This window comes from Pseudomonas sp. 8(2025) (assembly GCF_052665325.1).
On the sequence record NZ_JBQOIE010000007.1, the window covers coordinates 73,867 to 96,338 of the forward strand.

The 22,472-nt window shown below is 65.3% G+C and carries 22 protein-coding genes; 11 read left to right on the top strand and 11 right to left on the bottom strand.

The window, feature by feature from the left end:
• Positions 1 to 3 precede the first annotated feature (3 nt).
• The gene (locus ACUXVH_RS15205; protein ID WP_053158905.1) at positions 4 to 1,182 is read left to right on the top strand and encodes a pyridoxal phosphate-dependent aminotransferase; all 1,179 of its coding nucleotides are present in this window, start codon (positions 4 to 6) and stop codon (positions 1,180 to 1,182) included.
• A gap of 211 nt (positions 1,183 to 1,393) precedes the next feature.
• On the opposite strand, the gene ACUXVH_RS15210 is transcribed toward ACUXVH_RS15205, so the two are convergent.
• The 7 genes from ACUXVH_RS15210 to ACUXVH_RS15240 all read right to left on the bottom strand — a co-directional run bounded on the left by ACUXVH_RS15210 (position 1,394) and on the right by ACUXVH_RS15240 (position 8,697).
• Positions 1,394 to 2,179, bottom strand: a complete 786-nt coding sequence (locus ACUXVH_RS15210; RefSeq protein WP_065364195.1) for a hypothetical protein — start codon at positions 2,177 to 2,179, stop codon at positions 1,394 to 1,396.
• A 76-nt stretch (positions 2,180 to 2,255) separates the two neighbouring features.
• The gene (locus tag ACUXVH_RS15215) at positions 2,256 to 2,606 is read right to left on the bottom strand and encodes a DUF2493 domain-containing protein (RefSeq protein WP_041752297.1); all 351 of its coding nucleotides are present in this window, start codon (positions 2,604 to 2,606) and stop codon (positions 2,256 to 2,258) included.
• Positions 2,594 to 4,297, bottom strand: a complete 1,704-nt coding sequence (locus tag ACUXVH_RS15220; RefSeq protein WP_011061633.1) for a Na/Pi cotransporter family protein — start codon at positions 4,295 to 4,297, stop codon at positions 2,594 to 2,596. Before ACUXVH_RS15220 ends, ACUXVH_RS15215 begins: the two co-directional genes overlap by 13 nt.
• A 28-nt stretch (positions 4,298 to 4,325) precedes the next feature.
• The gene (locus ACUXVH_RS15225) at positions 4,326 to 4,526 is read right to left on the bottom strand and encodes a hypothetical protein (protein ID WP_019095481.1); all 201 of its coding nucleotides are present in this window, start codon (positions 4,524 to 4,526) and stop codon (positions 4,326 to 4,328) included.
• A 124-nt stretch (positions 4,527 to 4,650) separates the two neighbouring features.
• Positions 4,651 to 7,362: a magnesium-translocating P-type ATPase gene (mgtA, locus tag ACUXVH_RS15230; protein ID WP_047287087.1), complete on the bottom strand. Its 2,712-nt coding sequence runs from the start codon at positions 7,360 to 7,362 to the stop codon at positions 4,651 to 4,653.
• Positions 7,363 to 7,645: 283 nt separating this feature from the next.
• Positions 7,646 to 7,936, bottom strand: coding sequence for a hypothetical protein (locus ACUXVH_RS15235; protein ID WP_011061630.1), 291 nt, complete (start codon positions 7,934 to 7,936; stop codon positions 7,646 to 7,648).
• A 410-nt stretch (positions 7,937 to 8,346) separates the two neighbouring features.
• Positions 8,347 to 8,697: a hypothetical protein gene (locus tag ACUXVH_RS15240; RefSeq protein WP_011061629.1), complete on the bottom strand. Its 351-nt coding sequence runs from the start codon at positions 8,695 to 8,697 to the stop codon at positions 8,347 to 8,349.
• A 546-nt stretch (positions 8,698 to 9,243) separates the two neighbouring features.
• Between ACUXVH_RS15240 and ltnD the strand changes: the two genes are divergently transcribed.
• The 6 genes from ltnD to ACUXVH_RS15270 all read left to right on the top strand — a co-directional run bounded on the left by ltnD (position 9,244) and on the right by ACUXVH_RS15270 (position 15,838).
• Positions 9,244 to 10,149 (top strand): L-threonate dehydrogenase, encoded by a 906-nt coding sequence (gene ltnD / locus ACUXVH_RS15245; protein WP_011061628.1) that lies wholly within the window; start codon positions 9,244 to 9,246, stop codon positions 10,147 to 10,149.
• 10 nt (positions 10,150 to 10,159) lie between these two features.
• On the top strand, positions 10,160 to 11,452 hold the full coding sequence (otnK, locus tag ACUXVH_RS15250) for a 3-oxo-tetronate kinase (protein WP_011061627.1): 1,293 nt from the start codon (positions 10,160 to 10,162) through the stop codon (positions 11,450 to 11,452).
• Positions 11,449 to 12,087: a 3-oxo-tetronate 4-phosphate decarboxylase gene (otnC, locus tag ACUXVH_RS15255; protein ID WP_011061626.1), complete on the top strand. Its 639-nt coding sequence runs from the start codon at positions 11,449 to 11,451 to the stop codon at positions 12,085 to 12,087. The genes otnK and otnC overlap by 4 nt, the downstream gene beginning before the upstream one ends.
• 186 nt (positions 12,088 to 12,273) lie before the next feature.
• On the top strand, positions 12,274 to 13,737 hold the full coding sequence (locus tag ACUXVH_RS15260) for a GntP family transporter (protein WP_011061625.1): 1,464 nt from the start codon (positions 12,274 to 12,276) through the stop codon (positions 13,735 to 13,737).
• Between the two features lie 21 nt (positions 13,738 to 13,758).
• Entirely contained in the window at positions 13,759 to 14,541 is a 783-nt protein-coding gene (gene otnI, locus ACUXVH_RS15265) for a 2-oxo-tetronate isomerase (protein ID WP_019095484.1), read from the top strand.
• A 229-nt stretch (positions 14,542 to 14,770) separates the two neighbouring features.
• Positions 14,771 to 15,838, top strand: coding sequence for an alpha/beta fold hydrolase (locus ACUXVH_RS15270; RefSeq protein WP_053158897.1), 1,068 nt, complete (start codon positions 14,771 to 14,773; stop codon positions 15,836 to 15,838).
• Positions 15,839 to 15,914: 76 nt separating this feature from the next.
• Here ACUXVH_RS15270 and ACUXVH_RS15275 read toward each other — a convergent pair whose 3' ends face one another.
• The 4 genes from ACUXVH_RS15275 to ACUXVH_RS15290 all read right to left on the bottom strand — a co-directional run bounded on the left by ACUXVH_RS15275 (position 15,915) and on the right by ACUXVH_RS15290 (position 18,475).
• Positions 15,915 to 16,727, bottom strand: a complete 813-nt coding sequence (locus tag ACUXVH_RS15275; RefSeq protein ID WP_065364194.1) for a DeoR/GlpR family DNA-binding transcription regulator — start codon at positions 16,725 to 16,727, stop codon at positions 15,915 to 15,917.
• Positions 16,728 to 16,843: 116 nt separating this feature from the next.
• Entirely contained in the window at positions 16,844 to 17,113 is a 270-nt protein-coding gene (locus tag ACUXVH_RS15280) for a hypothetical protein (protein ID WP_011061621.1), read from the bottom strand.
• A 23-nt stretch (positions 17,114 to 17,136) separates the two neighbouring features.
• The gene (locus ACUXVH_RS15285; protein WP_019095487.1) at positions 17,137 to 17,730 is read right to left on the bottom strand and encodes a hypothetical protein; all 594 of its coding nucleotides are present in this window, start codon (positions 17,728 to 17,730) and stop codon (positions 17,137 to 17,139) included.
• Positions 17,731 to 17,737: 7 nt separating this feature from the next.
• Complete coding sequence (locus ACUXVH_RS15290) at positions 17,738 to 18,475, bottom strand: substrate-binding periplasmic protein (RefSeq protein ID WP_065364193.1); 738 nt, start codon at positions 18,473 to 18,475, stop codon at positions 17,738 to 17,740.
• A gap of 185 nt (positions 18,476 to 18,660) precedes the next feature.
• Here ACUXVH_RS15290 and ACUXVH_RS15295 point away from each other — a divergent pair, with 185 nt between their 5' ends.
• The 4 genes from ACUXVH_RS15295 to ACUXVH_RS15310 all read left to right on the top strand — a co-directional run bounded on the left by ACUXVH_RS15295 (position 18,661) and on the right by ACUXVH_RS15310 (position 22,418).
• Complete coding sequence (locus tag ACUXVH_RS15295; protein ID WP_065364192.1) at positions 18,661 to 19,692, top strand: lysozyme inhibitor LprI family protein; 1,032 nt, start codon at positions 18,661 to 18,663, stop codon at positions 19,690 to 19,692.
• Between the two features lie 276 nt (positions 19,693 to 19,968).
• Positions 19,969 to 21,165: an enoyl-ACP reductase FabV gene (gene fabV / locus ACUXVH_RS15300; RefSeq protein WP_041118506.1), complete on the top strand. Its 1,197-nt coding sequence runs from the start codon at positions 19,969 to 19,971 to the stop codon at positions 21,163 to 21,165.
• Positions 21,166 to 21,408: 243 nt separating this feature from the next.
• Positions 21,409 to 22,107, top strand: a complete 699-nt coding sequence (locus ACUXVH_RS15305; RefSeq protein ID WP_011061616.1) for an AzlC family ABC transporter permease — start codon at positions 21,409 to 21,411, stop codon at positions 22,105 to 22,107.
• A complete protein-coding gene (locus ACUXVH_RS15310; protein WP_011061615.1) occupies positions 22,107 to 22,418 on the top strand; it encodes an AzlD domain-containing protein in 312 nt (103 codons plus the stop codon). The genes ACUXVH_RS15305 and ACUXVH_RS15310 overlap by 1 nt, the downstream gene beginning before the upstream one ends.
• Positions 22,419 to 22,472: the final 54 nt, after the last annotated feature.

Sequence of the window (22,472 nt, forward strand, 5' to 3'; positions counted from 1 at the left end):
GCGATGCGCTATTCAGCCCTGACCCAACGGATTGCCGGAGAAGGTTCCGCCGCCTGGGATATCCATTACCGAGCTCTGGCCTTGCGCGAGCAGGGGCGCGATGTGCTGTTGCTGACCATCGGCGATCCGGATTTCGACACCCCCCGGCCTGTGGTCCAGGCGGCCATCGACAGCCTGCTGGCCGGTGACACCCACTATTCGGACGTGCGCGGCAACCTGGCGTTGCGCAGTTGCATCGCCCGTTGCCACCACCAGCGCACCGGGCAGATCGTCGATGCCGAGCACGTGGTGGTGCTGCCGGGGGCGCAGTGTGCGGTGTTCTCCGTGGCCCAGTGCCTGCTCGACCCGGGGGACGAGGTGCTGGTGGCCGAGCCCATGTATGTCACCTACGAAGGGGTGTTCGGTGCCTGTGGCGCCACCGTGGTGCCGGTGCCGGTACGGGCCGAGCAGGGCTTTCGCCTGGACCCGCAGGAAGTGGCGGCGCGCATCAGCCCGCGGACCCGGGCCATGCTCATCAACAGCCCCAACAACCCCTCCGGGGCCAGCCTGTCCCTTGACGACTGGCAGGTCCTGGCGCGGTTGTGCATGGAGCATGACCTGTGGCTGGTTTCCGACGAGGTCTACGGCGACCTGATGTACGAAGGCCAGCACCTGAGCCCGGGCGGTCTGCCGCGAATGGGCGGGCGCACCGCCACCATCAACAGCCTGTCCAAGTCCCATGCCATGAGCGGCTGGCGGGTGGGCTGGGTGATCGCTCCGCCGGTGCTGGCCGGGCACCTGAGCAATCTGGCCCTGTGCATGCTCTATGGCCTGCCGGACTTCATCCAGAATGCGGCAGTGGTGGCGCTGACCCGCGAACTGCCGGAACTGCCACGGATGCGCGAGGAGTACCGCCAGCGCCGCGACCTGGTGTGCACACTGCTCGGGCAGTGCCCGGGCTTGCGGCCAGTGCTGCCCGATGGCGGCATGTTCGTCATGGTCGACGTACGCCGCACCGGGCTGGGCGCCCAGGCGTTCGCCGAGCGACTGCTGGAGGGTTATGGGGTTTCGGTGCTGGCGGGCGAAGCCTTCGGCCCCAGCGTGGTCGGGCACATCCGCATTGCCCTGGTGCTGGACCGCGAACGGCTGGCCGAAGCCTGCCGCCGCATCGCCCAGTGCACCGCGCAACTCCTGGCCCTGTAGGAGCCGGCTTGCCGGCGAAGAGGTCCCAGAGCCCTGCATCGCCCTTGCCGACGCTTTCGCTGGCAAGCCAGCTCCTACGGTGCAACGCAACGCCGAGCGTACCTTGCGTAGGAGCCGGCTTGCCGGCGAAGAGGCCCTTGAGTCTTCCATCGCCCTTGCCGACGCCTTCGCTGGCAAGCCAGCTCCTACAGAGGTGGGGCGCTTTCGGGGGTTAGAAGCGCAAGGTCGCGCCGGTGGTCAGCCAGCGATCGCGGTCTTCGGTCAGGTGCTGGCCAACGATCAGGTCCAGGTCCAGGTGCTGGCCCAGGTGCAGGCGCGGGCCGGCCTGCCAGCCCTGTTCGCCGCCGCGTTGGCCGTAGCGCTCGGCAATCAGGGTCAGGCTCTGGGCCAGGTCGTACTCCAGCCCGCTGCCCCAGGCCCAGCGGTGGCTCTGGTCGCCGTCGTCATAGGCGTGGGCCCAGCCGGCATTCAGGTTCAGGCGCAGGCTGGCAACAGGGCTGAAGGTCAGTGGCAGGGCGAGGTCGCCACCATCGAAGCTGTGGCTGCGGTTCAGGGCCCAGTGGGCGGAGCCGGCCAGGGCCAGTTGCAGGCCCAGGTCCTCACGGTCCAGCAGGGCCAGCTTGACCTGGGGGCTGAGCTGGGTCTCGCCCTGGCCGTCGGCCTGCTGGCGCTGCACCGCGGCCCCCAGTTGCACCCAGGGCAGTTGGCTGAAGGTGCAGGCCGGGGCCACCACGCTGGTGTGGCTGGAGCCCTGGTGGCGGGTGCTCTGGTACCAGACATCGACATTGCATTCCCCGGGAGCGTTGATGGCGCCGTCGTCCACCACGTAGGCGCCGCCGGCGGCCTGGGCCTTGGAGCACAGGGCCAGGGTGGCGGTCGCGCTGGCGGTGAGGGCGAGGAACAGCAGATTGCGCTTGAGCATGCGGCTTTTCGCGGCAGGCAGAGGGTGGCCAAAGGCGCTGGAACGCGAGGGGCGATGTGGGGTGTGCTTGGACATGGCGGATCTCGTTCTGGGTTGGGGCACCGGTGCATCTGGCGTGCGGGCCGGTGCAGAGGGTGGCGGCTTGGGAGGCTTACTGGTCGGCCATCGACAGAACCTGGATCTGCCGGGCCCGGGCCTGGGCCAGCAGTTCTTCGGTGTCTTCCCCACCGGGCAGGGCGAGGACGATGTCGGGGCGGCTGTCGGCCAGCATGAAGGCGTTGCGCAGGCGTTCGGCGTGCTTGCCATGGCGTTGCCAGTTGGGCGGGTAGCGGACGATGTCGGCGCCGATGTCCCGGGCCCAGTCCTCGATATGGGCGCCGAGGAACTGGCTGCCGCCATGAATCACCACGCGGGTTTCATGCAGGCGCTGAAAGGCGTCGAGGACCTGGCGGCACCGGCGGTCGTCGGCGTAGTAGCGGCCGGCGCAGATCAGGACGCGCATGGGCTGTTCTCCTTTACCGGGCTGATGCTGGTCTCGCCGGGCAGCGGTTCGTTGAGGTAAGCGTGCTCGATGTCCCGTTCACCGGCGCGCTCCAGGGCCGGGTAGGCCAGGGCGGCGATGTGGTGGTGAACCCGCCGGTAGTCGCGCAGCAAGCGCTGGAAAATGTCCCCGGATTCGGCCCAGGCGCCACGGTCTTCGCGCAACTTGCGAAAGTGCTCGCGGCTGGCGGCGGCTTCCAGGCGCCGCACGTTTTCCTTGCGCGCCACCAGTTGGTGGGCGGTGGGCAGGTCTTCGCGCAGGAACACGGTGATGGCCAGGCTCAGGCTGTCCAGCAGTTCCTGGTGCAGCGGGTACAGGGTGCTCAGCTCGAACTCGGAAAACGGCTCGCCACGGCGCAAGCGCCGCGCGGCCAGGTGCGCCAGGCTGGTGGCGAGAATGTCCCCGGCATGTTCCAGGTTGATCACCAGCAGCAGGATTTCCTGGGAGCGGTCGGCATCCTGGTCGCTGATGCCTTCCTTGCCGATATCCGCCAGGTAGGCGCGGATCGCCGCGCTGAGCAGGTCCAGGGACTGATCGATATGGCGCACCTGATCGGCATTGGCCTGGTTGGCGGTGCGAAACAGCTGCAGCACCCGGTCGAGCATGCCCGAGAGCATGTCGGCCATGCGCAAGGCTTCGCGGGCGGCGTTGGAGAGGCCGATATTGGCCACTTCCAGGCCGGCTTCGTCCAGGTACAGCGGCATGCCCGGGTCGGTCACCGCGGCCGGGGCCGGCAACAGCCGGGTCAGCAGCTTGGCCATTGGCCCGGTGAAACCGATGAACAGCAGCGCCAGCACCAGACTGAAGGCGGTGTGCAGGGCCACCACCAGCAGTGCCGGAGGCAGTTGCTCGATGACGTGCCACTGGCCCAGGGTGGCGATCCAGGGCATCAGCAGCGCCGCTCCCGACAGGCGCACCAGCAGGTTGCCCAGGGGCAGGCGCCGGGCCACGTTGCCGCTGGCGCTGAGTAGCGAGGGCAGGGTGCTGCCGAGGTTGACCCCCAGCACCAGGGCCATGCTGGTGGCCGGCGACAGCAGCCCAGTGCCGGCCAGCGAGGCGATCAGCAGCACCACGGCAACGCTGGAGTGGCACATCCAGGTCAGCAGCAGCGCCACCAGCAGGGCCAGCAGCAGGTCGCCGTCGAGGCTGGTCATCACCAGCTGGAACACTGGGGTACCTTCCACCGCCCCCAGGGTCGCGCCGAGCATGCCCAGGGCCAGCAGCATCAGGCCCAGGCCGATCAGTGCGCAGCCGATGCTTTCAAAGCGCGAATCGTCCCGCAGGCGAAAGCACAGGAAGCCCGCCAGCAATGCCACAGGTGCCGCCAGCGAGAGGTCGAGGCTGAGCAGCTGGACCACCAGGGTCGAGCCGATATTGGCCCCCAGCATCACCGCCAGCGCCGGGGCCAGGCCCAGGGTGCCGGCGGCGGTGAAGGAGCTGGCCATCAGGCTCACCGCAGTGCTGCTTTGCACCACGCCGGTGATGCCGACGCCGCACAGCAGCGCCAGCCAGCGGTTGTTCAGGTGTTGCCCGAGCCAGTGCCGCAGCGGGCTGCCGAAGCCCCGCAGGAGTGAGCCGCAGATCATCTGCGAGCCCCACAGCAACAGCGCGATGGCGCCGGCCAGGTTGATCAGAAGAGTAGTGCCCGACATGAGTATTCTCCCGGGACTGTGACAGGTTTCAGGCAATCGCCAGGCGCAGCGAGGCGCGGGTGATGGCGGCGCTGAACCCCAGCAGGAAACGCATTTCAACGGCGCTCAGCAGGCCCCGCACATAGAGGCGGATGCTCAGGCGGGCGAGCAGCCTGGCGCAGGCGCACAGGCCGCAGACCAGCAAGGCCTTCAGGCCGCGTTGCAACAGCGAAAAAGGTTTGAAAAACATGGCGATGCTCCTTTCGGGCGAACAGCGTCGCCGTCGACAGGGCGCTGGCCGCGCCGACGGTGGCATCGTTGGTTTGCTGTATCTGGTGCGACCGCCGTGGGGCGGTCGCACCGGGCTCAGGCCCTTAGAACCACTGCTTGAAGCGGCGGATGTACAGGGTCTTCATGGTCTGGGCGACCACGCAGTAGCTGAGCAGGGTACCCACCAGCCAAGGGAAGTATTCCCATGGCAGCGGCACCAGGCCGACCATGCTGCCCAGAGGCGAGAAGGGCACATAGATACCCAGTGCCATCACCAGGCCCGTGGCGAGCATGACCGGCAGTGCCGCGGTGCTCTGGATGAACGGGATCTTGCGGGTGCGCAGCATGTGCACCACCAGGGTCTGGGAGAGCAGGCCTTCGATGAACCAGCCGGACTGGAACAGGGCGGCCATTTCCACGCTGTTGGCGGCAAACACGTACCACATCAGGGCAAAGGTGGTGATGTCGAAGATCGACGAGGTCGGCCCGATCCACAGCATGAAGCGCCCGATGTTCTTGGCGTCCCACTTGCGTGGCTTGCTCAGGTATTCCTTGTCCATCTTGTCCCACGGCAGGGCCAGCTGGGAGAAGTCGTACATCAGGTTCTGCAGCAGCAGGTGGATCGCCAGCATCGGCAGGAACGGAATGAAGGCACTGGCCACCAGCACCGAGAACACGTTGCCGAAGTTGGAGCTGGCGGTCATGTTCAGGTACTTCATGATGTTGCCGAAGGTCTCGCGACCCTTGATCACCCCTTCCTCCAACACCATCAGGCTCTTTTCCAGGAGGATGATGTCCGCCGATTCCTTGGCGATGTCGGTGCCGCTGTCCACCGAGATGCCGACGTCGGCATCGCGCAGCGCCGGAGCGTCGTTGATGCCGTCGCCGAGAAAGCCCACGGTGTGGCCGTTGGCCTGCAATGCCTTGAGCACCCGGGACTTCTGCAGCGGGGTGAGCTTGGCAAATACCGTGCGCTCTTCCACCAGGCGCCCCAGCACTTCGTCGTCCATGCGCTCGATGTCACGACCCAGCAGCGGCTCGCCGACTTCCAGGCCGACCTCGCGGCAGATCTTCGCGGTGACGATGGCGTTGTCACCGGTCAGTACCTTCACGGTGACGCCGTTGTCGCGCAGGGCGGCAATCGCCGGGCCGGCGGTTTCCTTCGGCGGATCGAGGAAGGTCAGGAAGCCTTCGATCACCAGCTCACGTTCGTCGCTGGCGCTGTACTGGTTCTTGATCTGGTCCCGGGCGATGTCACGGGTGCCCACCAGCAGCACGCGGAAACCGTCGCGGTTATAGTCTTCGGCCAGTTGCAGCAACTCGGCACGCAGGGCGGCGTCGATGGTCTGGGTGACACCGTTCTTGCGGACCCGAGTGGCGGTTTCCAGCATTTCCTCCACCGCGCCCTTGCACACCAGCAGGTGGTGGCCGCGGGCATCGGCGAGGATGACCGACAGGCGCCGCCGGACGAAGTCGAACGGTAGCTCATCCACCTTGCGCCAGGCGGCAGGCGGGGTGAAGTGCGGGTTCTCCTCGGCGAAGCTGACCACTGCGCGGTCCATCAGGTTCTTCATGCCGCTCTGGTGGTAGCTGTTGAGCCAGGCCAGTTGCAGCACTTCATCGCAGCGGCTGCCGCTGATGTCGACGTGATGTTCGAGGATGATCCGGTCCTGGGTCAGGGTGCCGGTCTTGTCGGTGCAGAGCACGTCCATGGCGCCGAAGTTCTGGATCGCGTTGAGGCGCTTGACCACCACCTTGCGCTTGGCCATGGCCGAGGCGCCCTTGGCCAGGTTGGCGCTGACGATCATCGGCAGCATTTCCGGGGTCAGGCCGACGGCCACTGCCAGGGCGAACATGAAGGCTTCGGCCCAGTCGCCCTTGGCGAATCCGTTGATCAGCAGAACGATGGGCACCATCACCAGCATGAAGCGGATCAGCAGCCAGCTGACGCTGTTGACCCCGCGGTCGAAGGCGGTCTGGGTGCGGGAGCCGACGATGGAGCGGGCCAGGGAACCGAAGTAGGTGCGCGAGCCGGTGGCCACGACCACGGCGGTGGCCGTGCCGCTGACCACGTTGGTGCCCATGAAGCAGATGTTCGGCAGGTCCAGCAGGTCTTGCTGATCGGCGGCCTGGGCGGTGGCGGACTTTTCCTGGACGGCGCCCAGGGTGTCGTACTTTTCAACCGGCAAGGCTTCGCCGGTGAGCACCGCCTGGCTGATGAACAGGTCGCGGGATTCGATCAGGCGGATGTCGGCAGGGATCATGTCACCGGCGGACAGCTGGATGATGTCGCCCACCACCAGGTCGCGCATCGGCACTTCACGCACCCGGGCCTGCATGCCCATCTGCTCGCGGCGCAGTACGGCGGCGGTGGTCCGTACCATGGCCTTGAGCGCTTCGGCGGCCTTGGCCGAGCGGTGTTCCTGCCAGAAACGCATCAGGCCGCTGGCCAGCACCATCACCAGGACGATGATGACCCCGGTGAGATCGGTTTCTTCGCCGGCCTGCAGCGGCAGCCAGAAGTCGGTGAAGAAACTGATACCGGTCAGGGTCATCAGCACATAGATGAAAGGGTTGTTGAAAGCCTGGAGCAACTGCACCAGAGCGTGTGGCGGACGGTCGTGGGCGACCTCGTTGTGGCCGTCCCGTTGCAGGCGGCCCTCGGCATCCAGTTCAGTGAGGCCGGCGGTGGTGGAGTTGACGTTGGCCAGGGTGACGGCCAGGCCGTTCTGGGCTTCGCGGGCGGCACGCATCGACAGCTTGTTGCTGTCACTGGTGGCGCTGGTGTTGCGGGAAGTTGGGGTTTTTACAGTCATGGTCTGTGCTCCTGCCGCCTGCTTGCGGCACGACACAGCAACACTCAACTAATTAAAGGCGAGCGAAAACATGTCGAGCCGCAGGTTAGCGATCGATTTTGATCTTGGCGTTTTTCAGGTTTTAACGTTCGCTGCCCAAACAATGAAGTTGTATGGGCAGCGAACCTACTACTGGCCTCTTCCATAACTTTCTCCAATAACTTTATTAACTGACAGGCACTAGCACGCCGCCGAACTTAAACTTTTAAAGTTCGTTTGCAAACAACGGAAAGTTACCGCTGGTTCAGGCTGAGCTGCGTGCCCCGAGGTACAGGCCGAAGATCAGTCCGGCCTGCTGCAGGAGCAGGGCAGCGCCCCGACTCTGCGGGTCCTGGCTATCGTCGAAGCTCCAGCGTTGCTGCAACTGCCCGGTCATCGGGCAGACGCGCCAATTGGCTCGCAGGGCGGTCGAGGGGGTGGGGGCGGCACGAGAAAACGGCGAGCGCGCCAGAACCTTGGGCTCACGGCACAGCTTGACCCGCATGGTGGCGGCGAAGGCGCGAACGCCTGGCATTACAGAGGAAGTGAAGTGCATAACATTTGCCTCGCGACCGGACTGGTTCCGGGGGAGGCAAGTTACGTTGGAGCGTCAAGCCCTAGCGCAGCTTACCCGACCGCGGAGTCGAGTCCCGTCATTTTCAGGGTTAAGTGCCTGGCTCTGCGCAGCGGCAGTGACCAGACAGCGTCTAGATACTGTGTCCATTGGCTTCTTTAGTGAGTTAAACAAAGGGCCGTAATTACCGGCCCGCGCAATTTACTCAGGAGGGGTGCTGGAGTCAAGGTTAAATTGCCCTGAATCATTGGTCAGTTACGAAGTTTCAGGTGAGGTTCAGCTAAGGGTGGGAATTAGCTGATGCGAGAGGCGGATATATATAAGTTTCATATAAAGAAAGTGCCCATGACAGATGGGGATGTCATGAGCACTGAATATAGCGACGAGGATTATCAGTGCAGCAAGTGCTGGGAGATATCCTTGTAGGTCGCGCTATCGGTGGCCGCCATCAACTGCCGGCCATCCTTGAGGGTGCCGATGAAGGTCACTTCGTTTTCCGTACCCGCCATCAGGTACCCGGCCAGGGCGCCCACCGGGCCCAACAGCATGGCGCCGGCAATGCCGTAGCCCAGGGCGTCCTTGTTGGTGATGGGGCTTTCGCTGGCGATCTCCAGCGTCTTGAAGGCCGATGCCTTGACCTCGACGCCGTTGCTGTTGAATACCGTCTTGAGCCTGAAGGTGCCGTGCCGGTACTCGCCGGCGCCTTGCAGGAAATCACCTGATAAAACCTCAATCTTTGCCATGTTGAATCATCCTTATCCAAGCATAACCAGACAGGCCATTGAGCTCTCCGCCAGTGGGAGCGTCAACGGGGTTGCGATGAAGGGTGCTACCGCCAGTCAGCAGCCCTCGTTCATTCAGCCTCGGCCAGGTCACCCCAGGCCATGCTGATCCAGATCAGGGCTGTGAAGGGTTGTAGCAGCCCACGGGGCACCGGCCGTCGGCTTCCGACCAGTGGCTGGCCGGGGCCGGGCGCTCAAGGTGATGTTAAAAAATGTTAGATTGAAAAACTTCTTCACATAATCCGTTCATTGGTGGATGATCGTTCACAGCCAAAGCTCAACCTGATAACAACAGCAACAGGATGGCCATGATGATCGATTCGCTCCTGCCTCTCTCGGCACCTGCCCACGGTGCCATGCACCTTCCGGGCTTGCCGTCTGGCGCTGCGCCTGTTGCTGCCTGTGTTGCATTTGCCGGACCTGCAATCCGGATTTCCCTGTCCTGCCCGGTTCTTGCCCGGCGCCTGTCTGGCGCGGCACAGTCCTGGTCTATTTCTGGAGTCCCCCATGAATAACAACAATGTCGGTGTCATCGGTCTTGGCGCCATGGGCCTGGGCATCGCCCGGTCGTTGCTGCGCAGCGGTTTCAAGGTGCATGCCTGTGACGTCCGTGCTGCGGTCACCGAGCAGTTCGCCAGCGAAGGCGGCGTGGCTTGCGCCTCGGCGGCGCAACTGGCCGGTGAATGCGATGTGATTGTCACCGTGGTGGTCAATGCCGAGCAGACCGAAAGTGTGCTGTTCGGTGAGGGCGGGGCGGCAGCGGCACTGCGTCCCGGCAGCCTGGTGATCGGCTGCGCCACCGTGGCCCCGACCTACGCCGTGGACCTGGGCCAGCGCCTGGAGGCCCTGGGCCTTTTGTACCTGGATGCACCGATCTCCGGGGGCGCGGCCAAGGCCGCCGCCGGCGAGATGACCATGATGACCTCCGGCCCGGCCACCGCTTACGCCAGGGCCGAGGCGATTCTGGGGGGCATGGCCGGCAAGGTCTATCGCCTGGGGGATGCCCATGGCCTGGGCTCCAAGGTCAAGATCATCAACCAGTTGCTGGCCGGGGTGCATATCGCGGCATCCGCCGAAGCCATGGCCCTGGGGCTGCGCGAAGGGGTGGACGCCGATGCCCTGTACGAGGTGATCACCCACAGCGCGGGCAACTCCTGGATGTTCGAGAACCGCGTTCCGCATATCCTCAAGGCCGACTACACACCGCTGTCCGCGGTGGACATTTTCGTCAAGGACCTGGGGCTGGTGCTGGATACCGCCCGGGCCAGCAAATTCCCGCTGCCGCTGTCGGCCACCGCGCACCAGATGTTCATGCAGGCCTCCAGCGCCGGTTTTGGCCGCGAGGACGACTCGGCGGTGATCAAGATCTTCCCGGGCATCGACCTGCCCGTGGCCAAGCCCGATGCCGAGTGAGGAACCCGTGATGACGATTTCCAATCCACGTCCGTTGCTGGGCTGCATCGCCGACGATTTCACCGGGGCCACGGACCTGGCCAACATGCTGGTTCGCGGTGGCATGCGCACTGTGCAGAGCATCGGCATTCCCAGCGCTGAAGTGGCTGCCGGGCTGGACGCCGACGCCGTGGTGATCGCGCTGAAGTCGCGTACCACTGCGGCCAGCGAAGCGGTGGCCGAATCCCTGGCCGCCCTGCAATGGCTGCGGGACCAGGGCTGCGAGCAGATCTTCTTCAAATACTGCTCGACCTTCGATTCCACCGCGGCGGGCAACATCGGTCAGGTCAGCGAGGCCTTGCTCGAGGCCCTGGGCAGCGATTTCACCCTGGCCTGCCCGGCGTTCCCGGAGAACGGCCGGACCATTTTCCGTGGCCACCTGTTCGTCCAGGACCAGTTGCTCAGCGAATCGGGCATGCAGCATCACCCGCTGACGCCGATGACCGATGCCAACCTGGTGCGGGTCCTGCAATCCCAGACCCGGCTGCCGGTAGGCCTGCTGCGCTACGACAGCATCGCCCAGGGCGTGGAGGCGGTGCGCAGCAGGATCGCCGAACTGCGCGGGCAGGGTGTTGCCCTGGCGATTGCCGACGCGCTGTCCGATGCCGACCTCTATACCCTCGGCGCCGCCTGCGCCGACCTGCCGCTGCTCACTGGCGGTTCCGGGCTGGCCCTGGGCCTGCCGGAAAACTTCCGTCGCGCCGGCAAGCTGCGTGACCTCGATGCTGCAAGCCTGCCCAAGGTAGCCGGTGGCGAAGTGGTGCTGGCCGGCAGTGCCTCCCTGGCCACCAATGCCCAGGTCGATGCCTGGCTGGAAGCCGAGCGCCCGGCCTGGCGCATCGACCCGCTGGCCCTGGCGGCCGGCGAGGCGGTGGTGGAACAGGCCCTGGCCTTTGCCCGGGAGCAGCAGGGCACGGTGCTGATCTACGCCACCAGCACGCCGGAAGAGGTCAAGGCGGTGCAGCGTCAGCTCGGTGCCGAACGTGCCGGAGCGCTGGTGGAGAATGCACTGGGCGAGATCGCCCGGGGCCTGCGCGACAGCGGCGTGCGGCGCTTTGTGGTGGCTGGCGGGGAAACCTCCGGCGCCGTGGTCAAGGCCCTGGACGTGCGCCTGCTGCAGATCGGTGCGCAGATCGATCCCGGGGTCCCGGCCACCGTCAGCAGTGGCGGCGAGCCCCTGGCCCTGGCGCTGAAGTCCGGCAACTTCGGTGGTCGCGACTTTTTCAGCAAGGCCCTGGGTCAACTGGCGGGAGGTCAGGCATGAGCCGGGAAAACGCTCTGCGCGAAGAAATCTGTGATGTCGGCCGCAGCCTCTATCAGCGCGGCTACACCGTGGGCAGCGCCGGCAACATCAGTGCGCGGCTCGATGATGGCTGGCTGATCACCCCCACCGACATCTGCCTGGGCCGGCTCGACCCTGCAGCCATCGCCAAGGTCAACCTGGCGGGGGAGTGGGTGAGCGGCGACAAACCGTCCAAGACCCTGGCCCTGCATCGCCAGGTGTATGACCGCAATCCCGGGGTGGGCGGGGTGGTGCATACCCATTCCACCCACCTGGTGGCCTTGACCCTGGCCGGGGTCTGGCGCGAGGACGACATCCTGCCGCCGCTGACCCCGTACCAGGTGATGAAGGTCGGGCATATCCCGCTGATCGGCTACCAGCGCCCGGGTTCGCCCAAGGTCGCCGAGCAGGTGGCGCAACTGGCCAACCAGGTGCGTGGGGTGATGCTCGAACGCCTGGGCCCGGTGGTCTGGGAAAGCAGTGTGTCCAAGGCCAGCTACGCCCTGGAAGAACTGGAGGAAACCGCGCGCCTGTGGCTGATGAGCCAGCCGCGCCCGGCACCTCTGGATCAGGCCGCCCTGGATGAGCTGCGGGACGCTTTCGGCGCCACCTGGTAAGCCCGCGACACTGCCAGCGTTTCATGCACGCCAGTCCACGGAAGCCTTCATGAGGCTTTCGCGGGGAGCGGCTTGCCGTTGAAAAACAATAACAACAGGATTTCCCGAGATGAATGACTGCATTTGCTTTACGGGTTCCCGCAACACCAGCACCCCCTGCCAGCCACTGGGTGGAGGGCTTGTGCAATGAGCCCGCTGATTCTGATGATCACCGCCGGGGCCGGTATCGCCCTGTTGCTGTTCCTGGTGCTCAAGTACAAGTTCCAGCCCTTTGTCGCGCTGATGCTGGTAAGCATCCTGGTGGCGCTGGTGGCCGGGGTGAAACCGGCGGAGCTGGTGGCCACCATCGAGGGCGGCATGGGCAAGACCCTCGGCCACATCGCCATCATCATCGCCCTGGGCGCGATGATCGGCCGTATCATCGAGCTTTCCGGCGGCGCCGAGGCGCTGGCCAAGACCCTGATCGAGCGCTTCGGCAACCGGCGCACGCCCCTGGCACTGACCATGGCCGGATTCATCATCGGCGTGCCGGTGTTCTTCGAGGTCGGGGTGATCATCCTCATGCCCCTGGCCTATGGCGTGGCCCGCAGTGCGCGCAAGCCGCTGCTGGTGTTCGCCTTGCCGATGTGCGCCGCGCTCCTCACCGTGCACGCCTTCCTGCCGCCGCACCCTGGAGCGGTGGCCGCGGCCAGCCAGCTGGGCGCGGACCTGGGCCGGGTGCTGATGTTCGGCCTGCCGCTGACCGCGCTGCTGTGCTACGTGGGCTACCGCGTGGCGGGGCGCATGACCCGGCGCAACTACCCGATGACCGATGACATCCGCGCCGAAGTCTACGGCCCGCACGTCACCAATGAAGACCTCGCCGCCTGGAACAACGGTTCCGAGCAGCCTGCCAGCCCCCAGGCGGTGGCCGCTGTGGCGCACATGGGCCTGGAAGAATCCACCGGCAGCCTGGCGGCGAAACTGCCGCCGGCTCCGCCACCGGGGTTCGGCCTGATCGTCAGCCTGATCCTGCTGCCCATCGTGCTGATCCTGCTGGGCACCCTGGCTACTTCCTTGCTGCCCCTGGAGTCCACCCTGCGCGGGGTGCTGACCGTACTTGGCGCGCCGCTGGTGGCGCTGCTGCTGGACACCTTGCTGTGTGCCTGGCTGCTGGGCTCGCGCCGCGGCTGGAGCCGCAGCCAGGTGTCCGACGTGATCGGCTCGGCGCTGCCCGGGGTGGCCATGGTGATCCTGATCGCCGGGGCCGGCGGGGTGTTCGGCAAGGTGCTGGTGGATACCGGGATCGGCGCGGTGGTCTCCGACCTGCTGCGCACCACCGGGCTGCCGGTGCTGGCCCTGGGTTTTCTGCTGACCATGCTGCTGCGTGCGGTGCAGGGCTCCACCACCGTGGCCCTGGTGACCACCGCCGGGATCATCGCGCCGCTGATCGCCACCCTCAACCTGAGCCCCAACCACATGGCCCTGCTGTGCCTGGCCATGGGCGGTGGCGGGCTGGCCATGTCCCATATCAATGACGCCGGGTACTGGATCTTCACCAAGCTGGCCGGCCTCAACGTCGCGGACGGCCTGCGTACCTGGACCGTGATCACCACCTTGCTCGGCACCTTGGGGTTCTGTATTACCCTGCTGATCTGGCCATTTGTCTGACCCTTTGTCCCAGGAGTTCCCATGCCTCGTTTTGCTGCCAACCTCAGCATGCTCTACCCGGAACATGACTTTCTCGAACGTTTCGCTGCCGCGGCGGCCGACGGCTTCACGGCCGTGGAGTATCTGTTTCCCTACGACTACAGCCCCCAGGAGCTGAAACAGCGCCTGGACGACCACGGCCTGCAACAGGCCTTGTTCAACGCTCCGCCCGGCGACTGGGCGGCGGGGGAGCGGGGCATCGTTTCCCTGCCCGGGCGCGAGCAGGAGTTCCGCCAGGGTTTCGACAAGGCGCTGGAATACGCCGCGGTGCTGGGCAACTCGCGGGTCCACGTGATGGCCGGCCTGTTGCCGTCCGAGAACGATCGCCCGCGGCACCACGGCGTCTACCTGGAGAACCTGGCCCACGCCACGGCCCAGGCGGCCAAGGTCGGGGTCACGGTGCTGCTGGAGCCGATCAACACCCGGGACATGCCGGGGTTCTTCCTCAACCGCCAGGACCAGGCCCAGGCCATCTGCAAGGAAGTCGGCGCGGCCAACCTCAAGGTGCAGTTCGACTGCTATCACTGCCAGATCGTCGAAGGCGACCTGGCGGTGAAACTGCGCCGCGACCTGGCCGGGATCGGCCACATCCAGATCGCCGGGGTACCGGATCGTCACGAGCCGGACCTGGGGGAACTGAACTATCCCTACCTGTTCCAGCTGATGGACGACCTTGGCTACGACGGCTGGGTCGGTTGTGAATACCGCCCGCGCGGCAACACCTCCGTCGGCCTGCAATGGCTGCGGGACTGGCAGGCGCGCTAAGGCTCGGCGGTGTAGCCGCCACTGCAGGTTGCGAAGCAAAAGGTATCTGGGGAGCGTCGCGCAAGGCCCTGGGGGCCTTCGCGCATCGCTTTATGTAGCCGCTGCCGCAGGCTGCGAACGAGGCGCAGGCTCGCAGCGACTCCCCGGCCGTCGAGGCCCCTGCGGTGCCTTGCGCAGCCTGCGGCAGCGGCTACAGATGATACGTAGCGATAAACACAGGAGTTTTCCCATGCAGCGTTTTGCCTGCCGGGCCGCGCTCGGCCTGATTTTGTCCCTGGGCGGTATGTCCCTGGCCGCGGCCGCGAGCTTGCCGCCGGCCACCGAGGGGGATTGGGTGGCCCCGCAATTCACCTTCCACAACGGTGAGCAGCTGGCCAACCTGAAGCTGCACTACATCACCCTGGGGGACCCCAAGCACCCGGCGATCCTCTATCTGCATGGCACCTATCGGCCGGCCAGCGACCTGTTGAGCAAGGATTTTGGCGGTGAACTGTTCGGCCCCGGGCAACCCCTGGATGCCAGCAAGTACTACATCATCGCCACCGACGGCATCGGCGTCGGCCAGTCGAGCAAGCCTTCGGACGGCCTGCGGGCGCGGTTTCCCCAGTACAACTACGAGGACATGGTCCAGGCCCAGTACCGGCTGCTGACCGAAGGGCTGGGGGTCAAGCACCTGCGGCTGATCATCGGCAATTCCATGGGCGGCATGCAGGCCTGGATCTGGGGCCAGAAGTGGCCGCAGATGATGGACGCCCTGGTGCCCATGGCCTCCCAGCCGGGGGAAATGTCTTCGCGCAACTGGATGATGCGCCGCCTGCTGGTGGAGTCGATCAAGCAGGACCCGGCCTGGGAGCAGGGCAACTACCGGCAACAGCCGCCGTCGCTGCGCCTGGCCAACGCGCTGTTCGCCACCGGCACCAGCGGCGGCACCCTGGCCTATCAGGCCCTGGCGCCGACCCGGGCCCAGGCTGACCAGCTGGTGCAGGAGCGCCTCAAGGCCAGCCAGGGCGCCGATGCCAATGACTTCATCTACCAGTGGCAGTCCTCGGCGGACTACAACGCCATGCCGGGTCTGGGCAGGATCCAGGCGCCGGTGCTGGTGATCAACGCCGCGGACGACGAGCGCAACCCGCCGGAAACCGGCACCCTGCAGGCGGCGCTCAAACAGGTGAAAAATGCCCGCCTGCTGCTGATTCCCGCCAGCGCCGAAACCCGTGGCCACGGCACCACCGGCATGGCCCGGTTCTACGCCCGCGAACTGGGGCAGTTCATGGCCGAGACTGAAAAAAACCGCTAGTGGCTACTGCGGTCTCTTCGTCGCCCGGGAGCAAGTCCTGCGCCACGGGCTGCTGTGGGCCGGGGCTATCGCTGGCTCAGGATTGTGCCGGCAGCAGCAGTTCCACACCGTGCTTGCGGATCCCGTCCGCCGCCGCAGGGGCCAGTGCGGCGTCGCTGATGATGATGTCGAACTGTTCCAGCCCGGCGATCTTGTACATGCTGAAGGTGCCGTACTTGGAGCTGCTGGCCACCAGCACCACCTGGGTCGCCGACTGCATCGCCACCTGCTTGACCTCGACCTTCAGCGCCGATGGCGTGGTGATGCCCCGGCGCAGGTCCCAGGAACTGGTGGAGATAAAGGCCACGTCGGTCACCACCTGGCGCAGGGTGGCCACCGCCAGCCCGCCGACACAGGAGTGGTTGGAGTGGTCCAATTGCCCGCCGGTATGGATCACCGTCACCTGGGGCGCGTCCATCAGGGCCTGGGCCACGCCGAAATCGTTGGTCACCACGGTCATCCCCGACAGCGCCTTGATGTAGGGCACGATTTCCAGGGTGCTGGTGCCGGCGTCCAGGTACACGGTCATGTCCGCGTGCAGCAGGCTCGCCGCCAGCTTGGCCATGGCCTGCTTCTGCGGCAGCTCCACCACAGCCTTGGACTGATGGCTGGGCTCGCTGTGCAACTGGCTGGCGATGCGCACCCCGCCGGTTACCGAGTGGGCGCGGCCTTCCTGCTCCAGCAGGGCGATATCCCGGCGCACGGTCATGTGCGAGCAGTCGAACATCTCCATCAACTGATGCACGCTGAGCACCTGGTGCTTGCGCAACTGGCGCAGGATCTGCTCGCGGCGCTGTTCGGGAATCATCGGTGCGCCGCTGTCACTGGCAGGGTCCTTGGGGGTAGGCATTGAAGCTCCGGTCTGGCGGGTCGGCAAAGGCAGGAATCGGCAGGCCATAGTAGCGAAAGTAGCCGCCGCGGACGAGATTTAGTGCCGTGTGCAAGTCAGGAAAGCATGGCCATCGGTCAGGGGCAGAAGGGGCAATACAGATTGTCGAGAAAGTCCTGGCTGTCGATGTTGGCGTCCAGCACCTGCACCACCACCGGGCCATGGTGCCTGCATTCCAGGATCTGCCCGGCGCCGCTGCGGTTCGGCTGTTGCTCGCTGAATTCATTGCAGCCGCACCAGGGGCATTTGCGCACGGTTGCATCGTTCTGGCCGAGTATTGCCAGGTCCCAGCCGCAGCCGGTGCAATTGAGGCGATACAAAGGGCGGGCAGGGGTAAAGGTCGGCATAGGGGAACTCCAGGTCAGGGGCCTCAGCCCGGGGTCAACAGGCGCTTGAGCGAGCGGGTCAGCGGCTGGCGTGCCTTGCGGCTCTTGAACGGCCCCGGGATGTGCCGCAGGAAACTGCGCCAGGGGTAGCCACCGGGATTGCGCTCCGCGGAACCCAGGTAATCATGCAGGGCCAGGGCCGATTCGCGGTTGAAGGCCCAGAGCATCTGGCCTTTGTAGAGTACGGAAAAATAGGCTTCGCCTGGCCAGTTCAGATGGTGGCGCGCCGCGTAGTGGCAGTGCTCGCAGCGTACCGACCCCAGGTCCAGGCCGTGATCGCGGTACCAGTAGGCTGAACGCTGCCAGTGGCTGGGGCTGTAGCCATCGGGCAACGGACCCAGGCTCTGCATCGGGTCGCCATGCAGGCCGGGAAAGTACAGGGCGTAGTGGTGATAGTGGCCGCAGTTGTCCTGCTCTTTCCAGTACTCCAGCAGCGGGTGGGCTTGGAAGAACGGCACATCGGCCTTGCGTTCGATGGGCCTGGCCACGACGAAGTCGAAGCAGGCCTGGCCTGCGCACTGCGGGCAACTGAGCGCCAACTGATGGGGCATGGGGCTCCAGGGGGCAAGGCTGGTCATGGGTGAATCAATCTACCTGTGGCGTGGCCAGGTCAATATGCCAGCGTTGCTTGAGCTGCTGCAGGCTGCCATCGCGCTTCATGCCGTCCAGGGCCTGCTGCCAGCGGGCCACCTGGGCCGCATCGACCTTGGGCGAAAAGGCGATGTAGGCGTCCTGGTGCATCAGTGGCATCTGGTAGCGCAACTGGTCGAGGGCCAGGCCCTCTTCGGCGGCGAAGGTGCCCACGCTCATGGTGTCGGCCACCACGTATTGCACGCGGCCGACCTGCAGCAGGCGCATCATGATTTCCGGGCTGTCGACGCCCCACAGGTTGTCCAGCCCCTGCTGCTTGAGGTAGCTGTAGACCAGCCATTTGCGCGGCACGGCAATCTGGCCCCGGGTCTGGTGCAGGTCGGTGACCGGCGTGCTGTCGCCATTGCGGGTATAGAGGGCGGTTTCGGTGCGCATCAACGGGCCTACCCACTGGTAGCGCGACTCGCGCTCGGCGGTGCGCAGTATGGTGAACACCGCCGTGTCGTCATCGCTTCCGGCATCGCGCAGGGCCCGCAGCATCGGCCGCAGCTGCACGTTCACCGTGTCGCCGCTGCGCTGCGCCAGGGCCTGCACCACATCGACACCAAACCCCACCATCCGCTCGCCCTGCTGGAAGTGCAGCGGCGGGTGGTTGTCGGTCAGCATGCGCAACTCGCCAGCGTGGGCCGCAAGGCTCAATAGCGGCAACAGTGCCTGCAGCATCCATTTCATGCAGTGCCCTTGGAGTTTGAAAACGCAGAGCTTAGTACGACTGGTTGCCGCCTGTCGCGATAAAAGCTGCCGGCTCCGTGCCAGGCTTCAGAGGGGGTTGCCCGGGGGCTTTTTTCGTCGGGATGTCGCTGAAAATACTCCACTGCAGTTATTCTTGCGCCGCCTTTTCAGAATGGAATCGACCCATGTTCGCTCCCCTTGTTCGTCCCTTGCGAGCCACTGGCTTGCTGTTCGCGGTCCTGGCCTGTTCCCAGGGCGTGCAGGCCAGCAGTTTCGACTGCGCCAAGGCCGCCAGCAGCAGTGAAAAGGCCCTGTGTGCCGACCCCTATACCGCCTCGCTGGACAGCCAGCTGGGCAAGGCCTGGAAGGCGACCCTGGCCAAGGCCAAGGACCCCAAGGCGCTGCGCCTGGACCAGCGTGAATGGCTCAAGGAGCGGGATCAGTGCGCAGCCGACCTGGGTTGCCTGCGCAGCAAATACCTGAGCCGCCTGGTCGCGTTGCGTTATGTGAATGTGCCGTTCGAGTGGCAGGGAACCTGGCAGCGGGTCTCGGTCAGCCCGTTCTACGCCGGTGATCTGGTGATCCGGCGCACTGGCGAGGATCGCCTGAGCTTCGATCTGTCGGCCATGGGCGGCGCCAACTCCGGCTCGCTCGCGGGCAAGGCGCAGATCAAGGGCGGTGAGGCCAGCTACAGCGTCGAGGGCTGCAACCTGCGCTTCACGCAGCGCAACGGCCTGTTGCAGGTGAGCCAGGAGGGCGACTCCTTTGCCTGCGGCGCCGGTTCAGGGGTGTATTACGACGGGCTCTATGTGGCCTCCAAGCAAGCCCTGGAGAGCCATTACGACCTGCTGTCCACGGCGCTGGTGCGCACCGAGGAAGAAGACCGGCGCGCCCGGAAACTGCTGAAGAAGGACTATCAGACCCTGCTCGACAGTGGCTCGTCGTTCTCCGCGGATACCTCGGCCGAACTCAAGGGCGCCGAGGTCACCGATATGTGGCTGCCGGGCCTGGCCACCACCAATGCGGCGATTTTCGTGCGCGGTACCCAGGGCCAGTTGTGGGTCGCGCTGCTGGTGATGACAGGGCCCAAGGATGAAGTACGGGTGCGTTACTACACCACCGAGCCTGAGTGGAAGCACAGCCTGCCGGATGTGGTGCAGAGCTGGTATGAAGCGCGCAGCAAGGACAAGCAGCTGCCGCTGGACATGATGCCCTGAGCCGGCGCGGCGAGCGGCCAGGGGCAGGGCGCGCAAGAGATTTCGCCGGACGGACAGGCGACAGCATCGGCGCACCTGCTAGAGTCTCGCCCCGGGCTGTGCGCAATCGCGCTTGGCGGGCGCGCAACACCACCGCCGTGCCCCCTGGAACCGGGGCCTGACGGGCAAATTCCTCAGGTTGGTGACGCGAAGCGAATATGAGCGTCTACGACTAGTGCAAGTGACACTGCCGCCGCCGTCATCGGCGCCTGGCACTTTGAAATTGGGAGAGTATGTATGGTCATCAAACCCCGCGTTCGCGGCTTTATCTGTGTGACGACCCACCCGGTGGGTTGCGAAGCCAACGTCAAGCAACAGATCGATTACGTCACCCAGCAGGGCGCCATCGACGCAGGGCCGAAGAACGTACTGGTACTCGGCGCTTCCACCGGCTACGGCCTGGCAGCGCGGATCACCGCAGCGTTCGGCTGTGGCGCCAACACCCTCGGGGTGTTCTTCGAGCGCGGCAGCGTTGACGGCAAGCTGGGCACCGCCGGCTGGTACAACACCGCGGCGTTCCACAAGTTCGCCGAAGAAAAGGGCCTGTACGCCAAGAGCATCAACGGCGATGCCTTCTCCGATGCGGTCAAGGCCGAGACCATCGAGACCATCAAGCGCGACCTGGGCAAGATCGACCTGGTGGTCTACAGCCTGGCCGCACCGCGCCGCACCCACCCCAAGACCGGTGAAGTGCTGAGCTCGACCCTCAAGCCACTGGGCAAGTCCGTGACCCTGCGCGGTGTCGACACCGACAAGGAAATCGTCAAGGAAACCACCCTGCAGCCGGCGACCCAGGAAGAGATCGACGGCACCGTGGCGGTGATGGGCGGCGAAGACTGGCAGATGTGGATCGACGCGCTGCACGAAGCCGGTGTCCTGGCCGAAGGCGCCAAGACCACCGCCTTCACCTACCTGGGCGAGAAGCTGACCCACGACATCTACTGGAACGGTTCCATTGGCGAAGCCAAGAAGGACCTGGACCAGAAAGTCATCGGCATGCGCCAGCAACTGGCCGGCCTGGGCGGCGACGCTCGGGTGTCGGTGCTCAAGGCCGTGGTGACCCAGGCCAGCTCGGCGATCCCGATCATGCCGCTGTACCTGTCGCTGCTGTTCAAGGTGATGAAGGAGCAGGGCAGCCACGAAGGTTGCATCGAACAGGTCTACGGCCTGTACAAGGACAGCCTGTACAACAGCGAGCCGGTGATCGACCAGGAAGGCCGCCTGCGTGCCGACTACAAGGAACTGCAACCGCAGGTCCAGGACCGGGTCAAGCAGCTGTGGGACCAAGTGACCAGCGAGAACCTCTACGAGATGACCGATTTCGTCGGTTACAAGCAAGAGTTCCTGCGCCTGTTCGGTTTCGAGATCGAAGGTGTCGACTACGAAGCCGACGTCGATCCGGACGTGAAGATCAGCAACCTGATCCAGCTGTAATCCGCTCGTAGCATCAGCCAGCGCCCCTCCCTCGTGAGGGGCGCTGTCGTTTGCGCCCCTCTATTTCCCGTAGGAGCCGGCTTGCTGGCGAAGAGGCCCGCAGGTCTTGTGCTGGTCTTGGAGACGCCTTCGCTGGCAAGCCAGCTCCTACGAGGGCGGGGCGGAGCAATTGCGCAAGATCGTTCAAGCCAGGGGCGCCGGCAGATGGCACAGTCAGCGTCCGTTACTTGTGTGCAGGGTTTTATGTCCAGCGTTCTCTTACCCCGTGCCGCGTTCATCCGTGGCGCCATCGCCATCATGCCGCTGTCCCTGGCCACCGCGCCCTGGGGGCTGCTGGCCGGTTCCATGGCCATCGAGGCCAATCTCACGCCGCTGCAGGGCCAGGGCCTGTCGAGCATCGTTTTCGCCGGGGCCGCGCAATTGGTGGCCATCGGCATGCTCAAGGGCGGGGCGGGGATCTTCTCGATCCTGCTCACCACCTTGCTGCTCACGTCCCAGCATTTGCTCTACGGCATGAGCATGCGCTCGGTGATTTCACCCTTGCCGGGCCGCTGGCGGGTGGGCCTGGGCTTTCTGCTCACCGACGAGCTGTTCGCCTTGACCAGCGCCCACGACAAGCAGCAGTTCGACCGCTGGTACGCCCTGGGCGTGGGTCTGACTTTCTATGTGGCCTGGAACCTCTTCACCCTGCTGGGCATCGTGCTGGGCAAAAGCATTCCTGGCCTTGAGCACCTGGGCCTGGACTTCTCCATCGCCGCCACCTTCATCGCCCTGATCACGCCACTGGTGCGCAATGTGCCCACCGTGGTCTGCGTTGCCGTATCGCTGTTCTGCTCGGTGCTGTTCAGCTACTGGCACTGGGGATCGGCGCTGGTGCTGTCGGGGCTGGCGGGCATGACCGCAGGTTTTGTCTGCAACAAACTCTATCGGGGGCAAGCATGATGGTCTGGGCAGTCATCTTCGGCATGGGCCTGTTGGTCTTTCTCAATCGCTACGTGTTTCTCGAACCGCGCCTGCCGTTGCGCTTGAGCAGCAATGCCCGGCAGTTCCTCGGTTTTGCGGTGCCGGGCATGCTCACGGCGATCTGCGGCCCCATCGTGTTCATGCCCGACCACGAGCTGAACCTGCACTGGAGCAACCCCTACCTGCTCAGCTCCCTGGTGGCCATTGCGCTGGTGATCTACACCCGCAACACCCTGCTCAGCATGCTGTTGAGCATGGGGTTCTTTTTCCTCCTGCGCTGGTGGTTCTGAGGGCCGTTTGCGGTAGCCTGTGCAGCTTTCGGCACCGGCCGACCTTCAACCGCA

Bases quoted from the DNA above. Each gene is read 5' to 3' on its own strand.
- ACUXVH_RS15205 (WP_053158905.1), top strand. From the start codon at position 4: ATGCGCTATTCAGCCCTGACCCAACGGATTGCCGGAGAAGGTTCCGCC.
- ACUXVH_RS15210 (WP_065364195.1), bottom strand. From the start codon at position 2,179: ATGTCCAAGCACACCCCACATCGCCCCTCGCGTTCCAGCGCCTTTGGC.
- ACUXVH_RS15215 (WP_041752297.1), bottom strand. From the start codon at position 2,606: ATGCGCGTCCTGATCTGCGCCGGCCGCTACTACGCCGACGACCGCCGG.
- ACUXVH_RS15220 (WP_011061633.1), bottom strand. From the start codon at position 4,297: ATGTCGGGCACTACTCTTCTGATCAACCTGGCCGGCGCCATCGCGCTG.
- ACUXVH_RS15225 (WP_019095481.1), bottom strand. From the start codon at position 4,526: ATGTTTTTCAAACCTTTTTCGCTGTTGCAACGCGGCCTGAAGGCCTTG.
- mgtA (WP_047287087.1), bottom strand. From the start codon at position 7,362: ATGACTGTAAAAACCCCAACTTCCCGCAACACCAGCGCCACCAGTGAC.
- ACUXVH_RS15235 (WP_011061630.1), bottom strand. From the start codon at position 7,936: ATGCACTTCACTTCCTCTGTAATGCCAGGCGTTCGCGCCTTCGCCGCC.
- ACUXVH_RS15240 (WP_011061629.1), bottom strand. From the start codon at position 8,697: ATGGCAAAGATTGAGGTTTTATCAGGTGATTTCCTGCAAGGCGCCGGC.
- ltnD (WP_011061628.1), top strand. From the start codon at position 9,244: ATGAATAACAACAATGTCGGTGTCATCGGTCTTGGCGCCATGGGCCTG.
- otnK (WP_011061627.1), top strand. From the start codon at position 10,160: ATGACGATTTCCAATCCACGTCCGTTGCTGGGCTGCATCGCCGACGAT.
- otnC (WP_011061626.1), top strand. From the start codon at position 11,449: ATGAGCCGGGAAAACGCTCTGCGCGAAGAAATCTGTGATGTCGGCCGC.
- ACUXVH_RS15260 (WP_011061625.1), top strand. From the start codon at position 12,274: ATGAGCCCGCTGATTCTGATGATCACCGCCGGGGCCGGTATCGCCCTG.
- otnI (WP_019095484.1), top strand. From the start codon at position 13,759: ATGCCTCGTTTTGCTGCCAACCTCAGCATGCTCTACCCGGAACATGAC.
- ACUXVH_RS15270 (WP_053158897.1), top strand. From the start codon at position 14,771: ATGCAGCGTTTTGCCTGCCGGGCCGCGCTCGGCCTGATTTTGTCCCTG.
- ACUXVH_RS15275 (WP_065364194.1), bottom strand. From the start codon at position 16,727: ATGCCTACCCCCAAGGACCCTGCCAGTGACAGCGGCGCACCGATGATT.
- ACUXVH_RS15280 (WP_011061621.1), bottom strand. From the start codon at position 17,113: ATGCCGACCTTTACCCCTGCCCGCCCTTTGTATCGCCTCAATTGCACC.
- ACUXVH_RS15285 (WP_019095487.1), bottom strand. From the start codon at position 17,730: ATGACCAGCCTTGCCCCCTGGAGCCCCATGCCCCATCAGTTGGCGCTC.
- ACUXVH_RS15290 (WP_065364193.1), bottom strand. From the start codon at position 18,475: ATGAAATGGATGCTGCAGGCACTGTTGCCGCTATTGAGCCTTGCGGCC.
- ACUXVH_RS15295 (WP_065364192.1), top strand. From the start codon at position 18,661: ATGTTCGCTCCCCTTGTTCGTCCCTTGCGAGCCACTGGCTTGCTGTTC.
- fabV (WP_041118506.1), top strand. From the start codon at position 19,969: ATGGTCATCAAACCCCGCGTTCGCGGCTTTATCTGTGTGACGACCCAC.
- ACUXVH_RS15305 (WP_011061616.1), top strand. From the start codon at position 21,409: ATGTCCAGCGTTCTCTTACCCCGTGCCGCGTTCATCCGTGGCGCCATC.
- ACUXVH_RS15310 (WP_011061615.1), top strand. From the start codon at position 22,107: ATGGTCTGGGCAGTCATCTTCGGCATGGGCCTGTTGGTCTTTCTCAAT.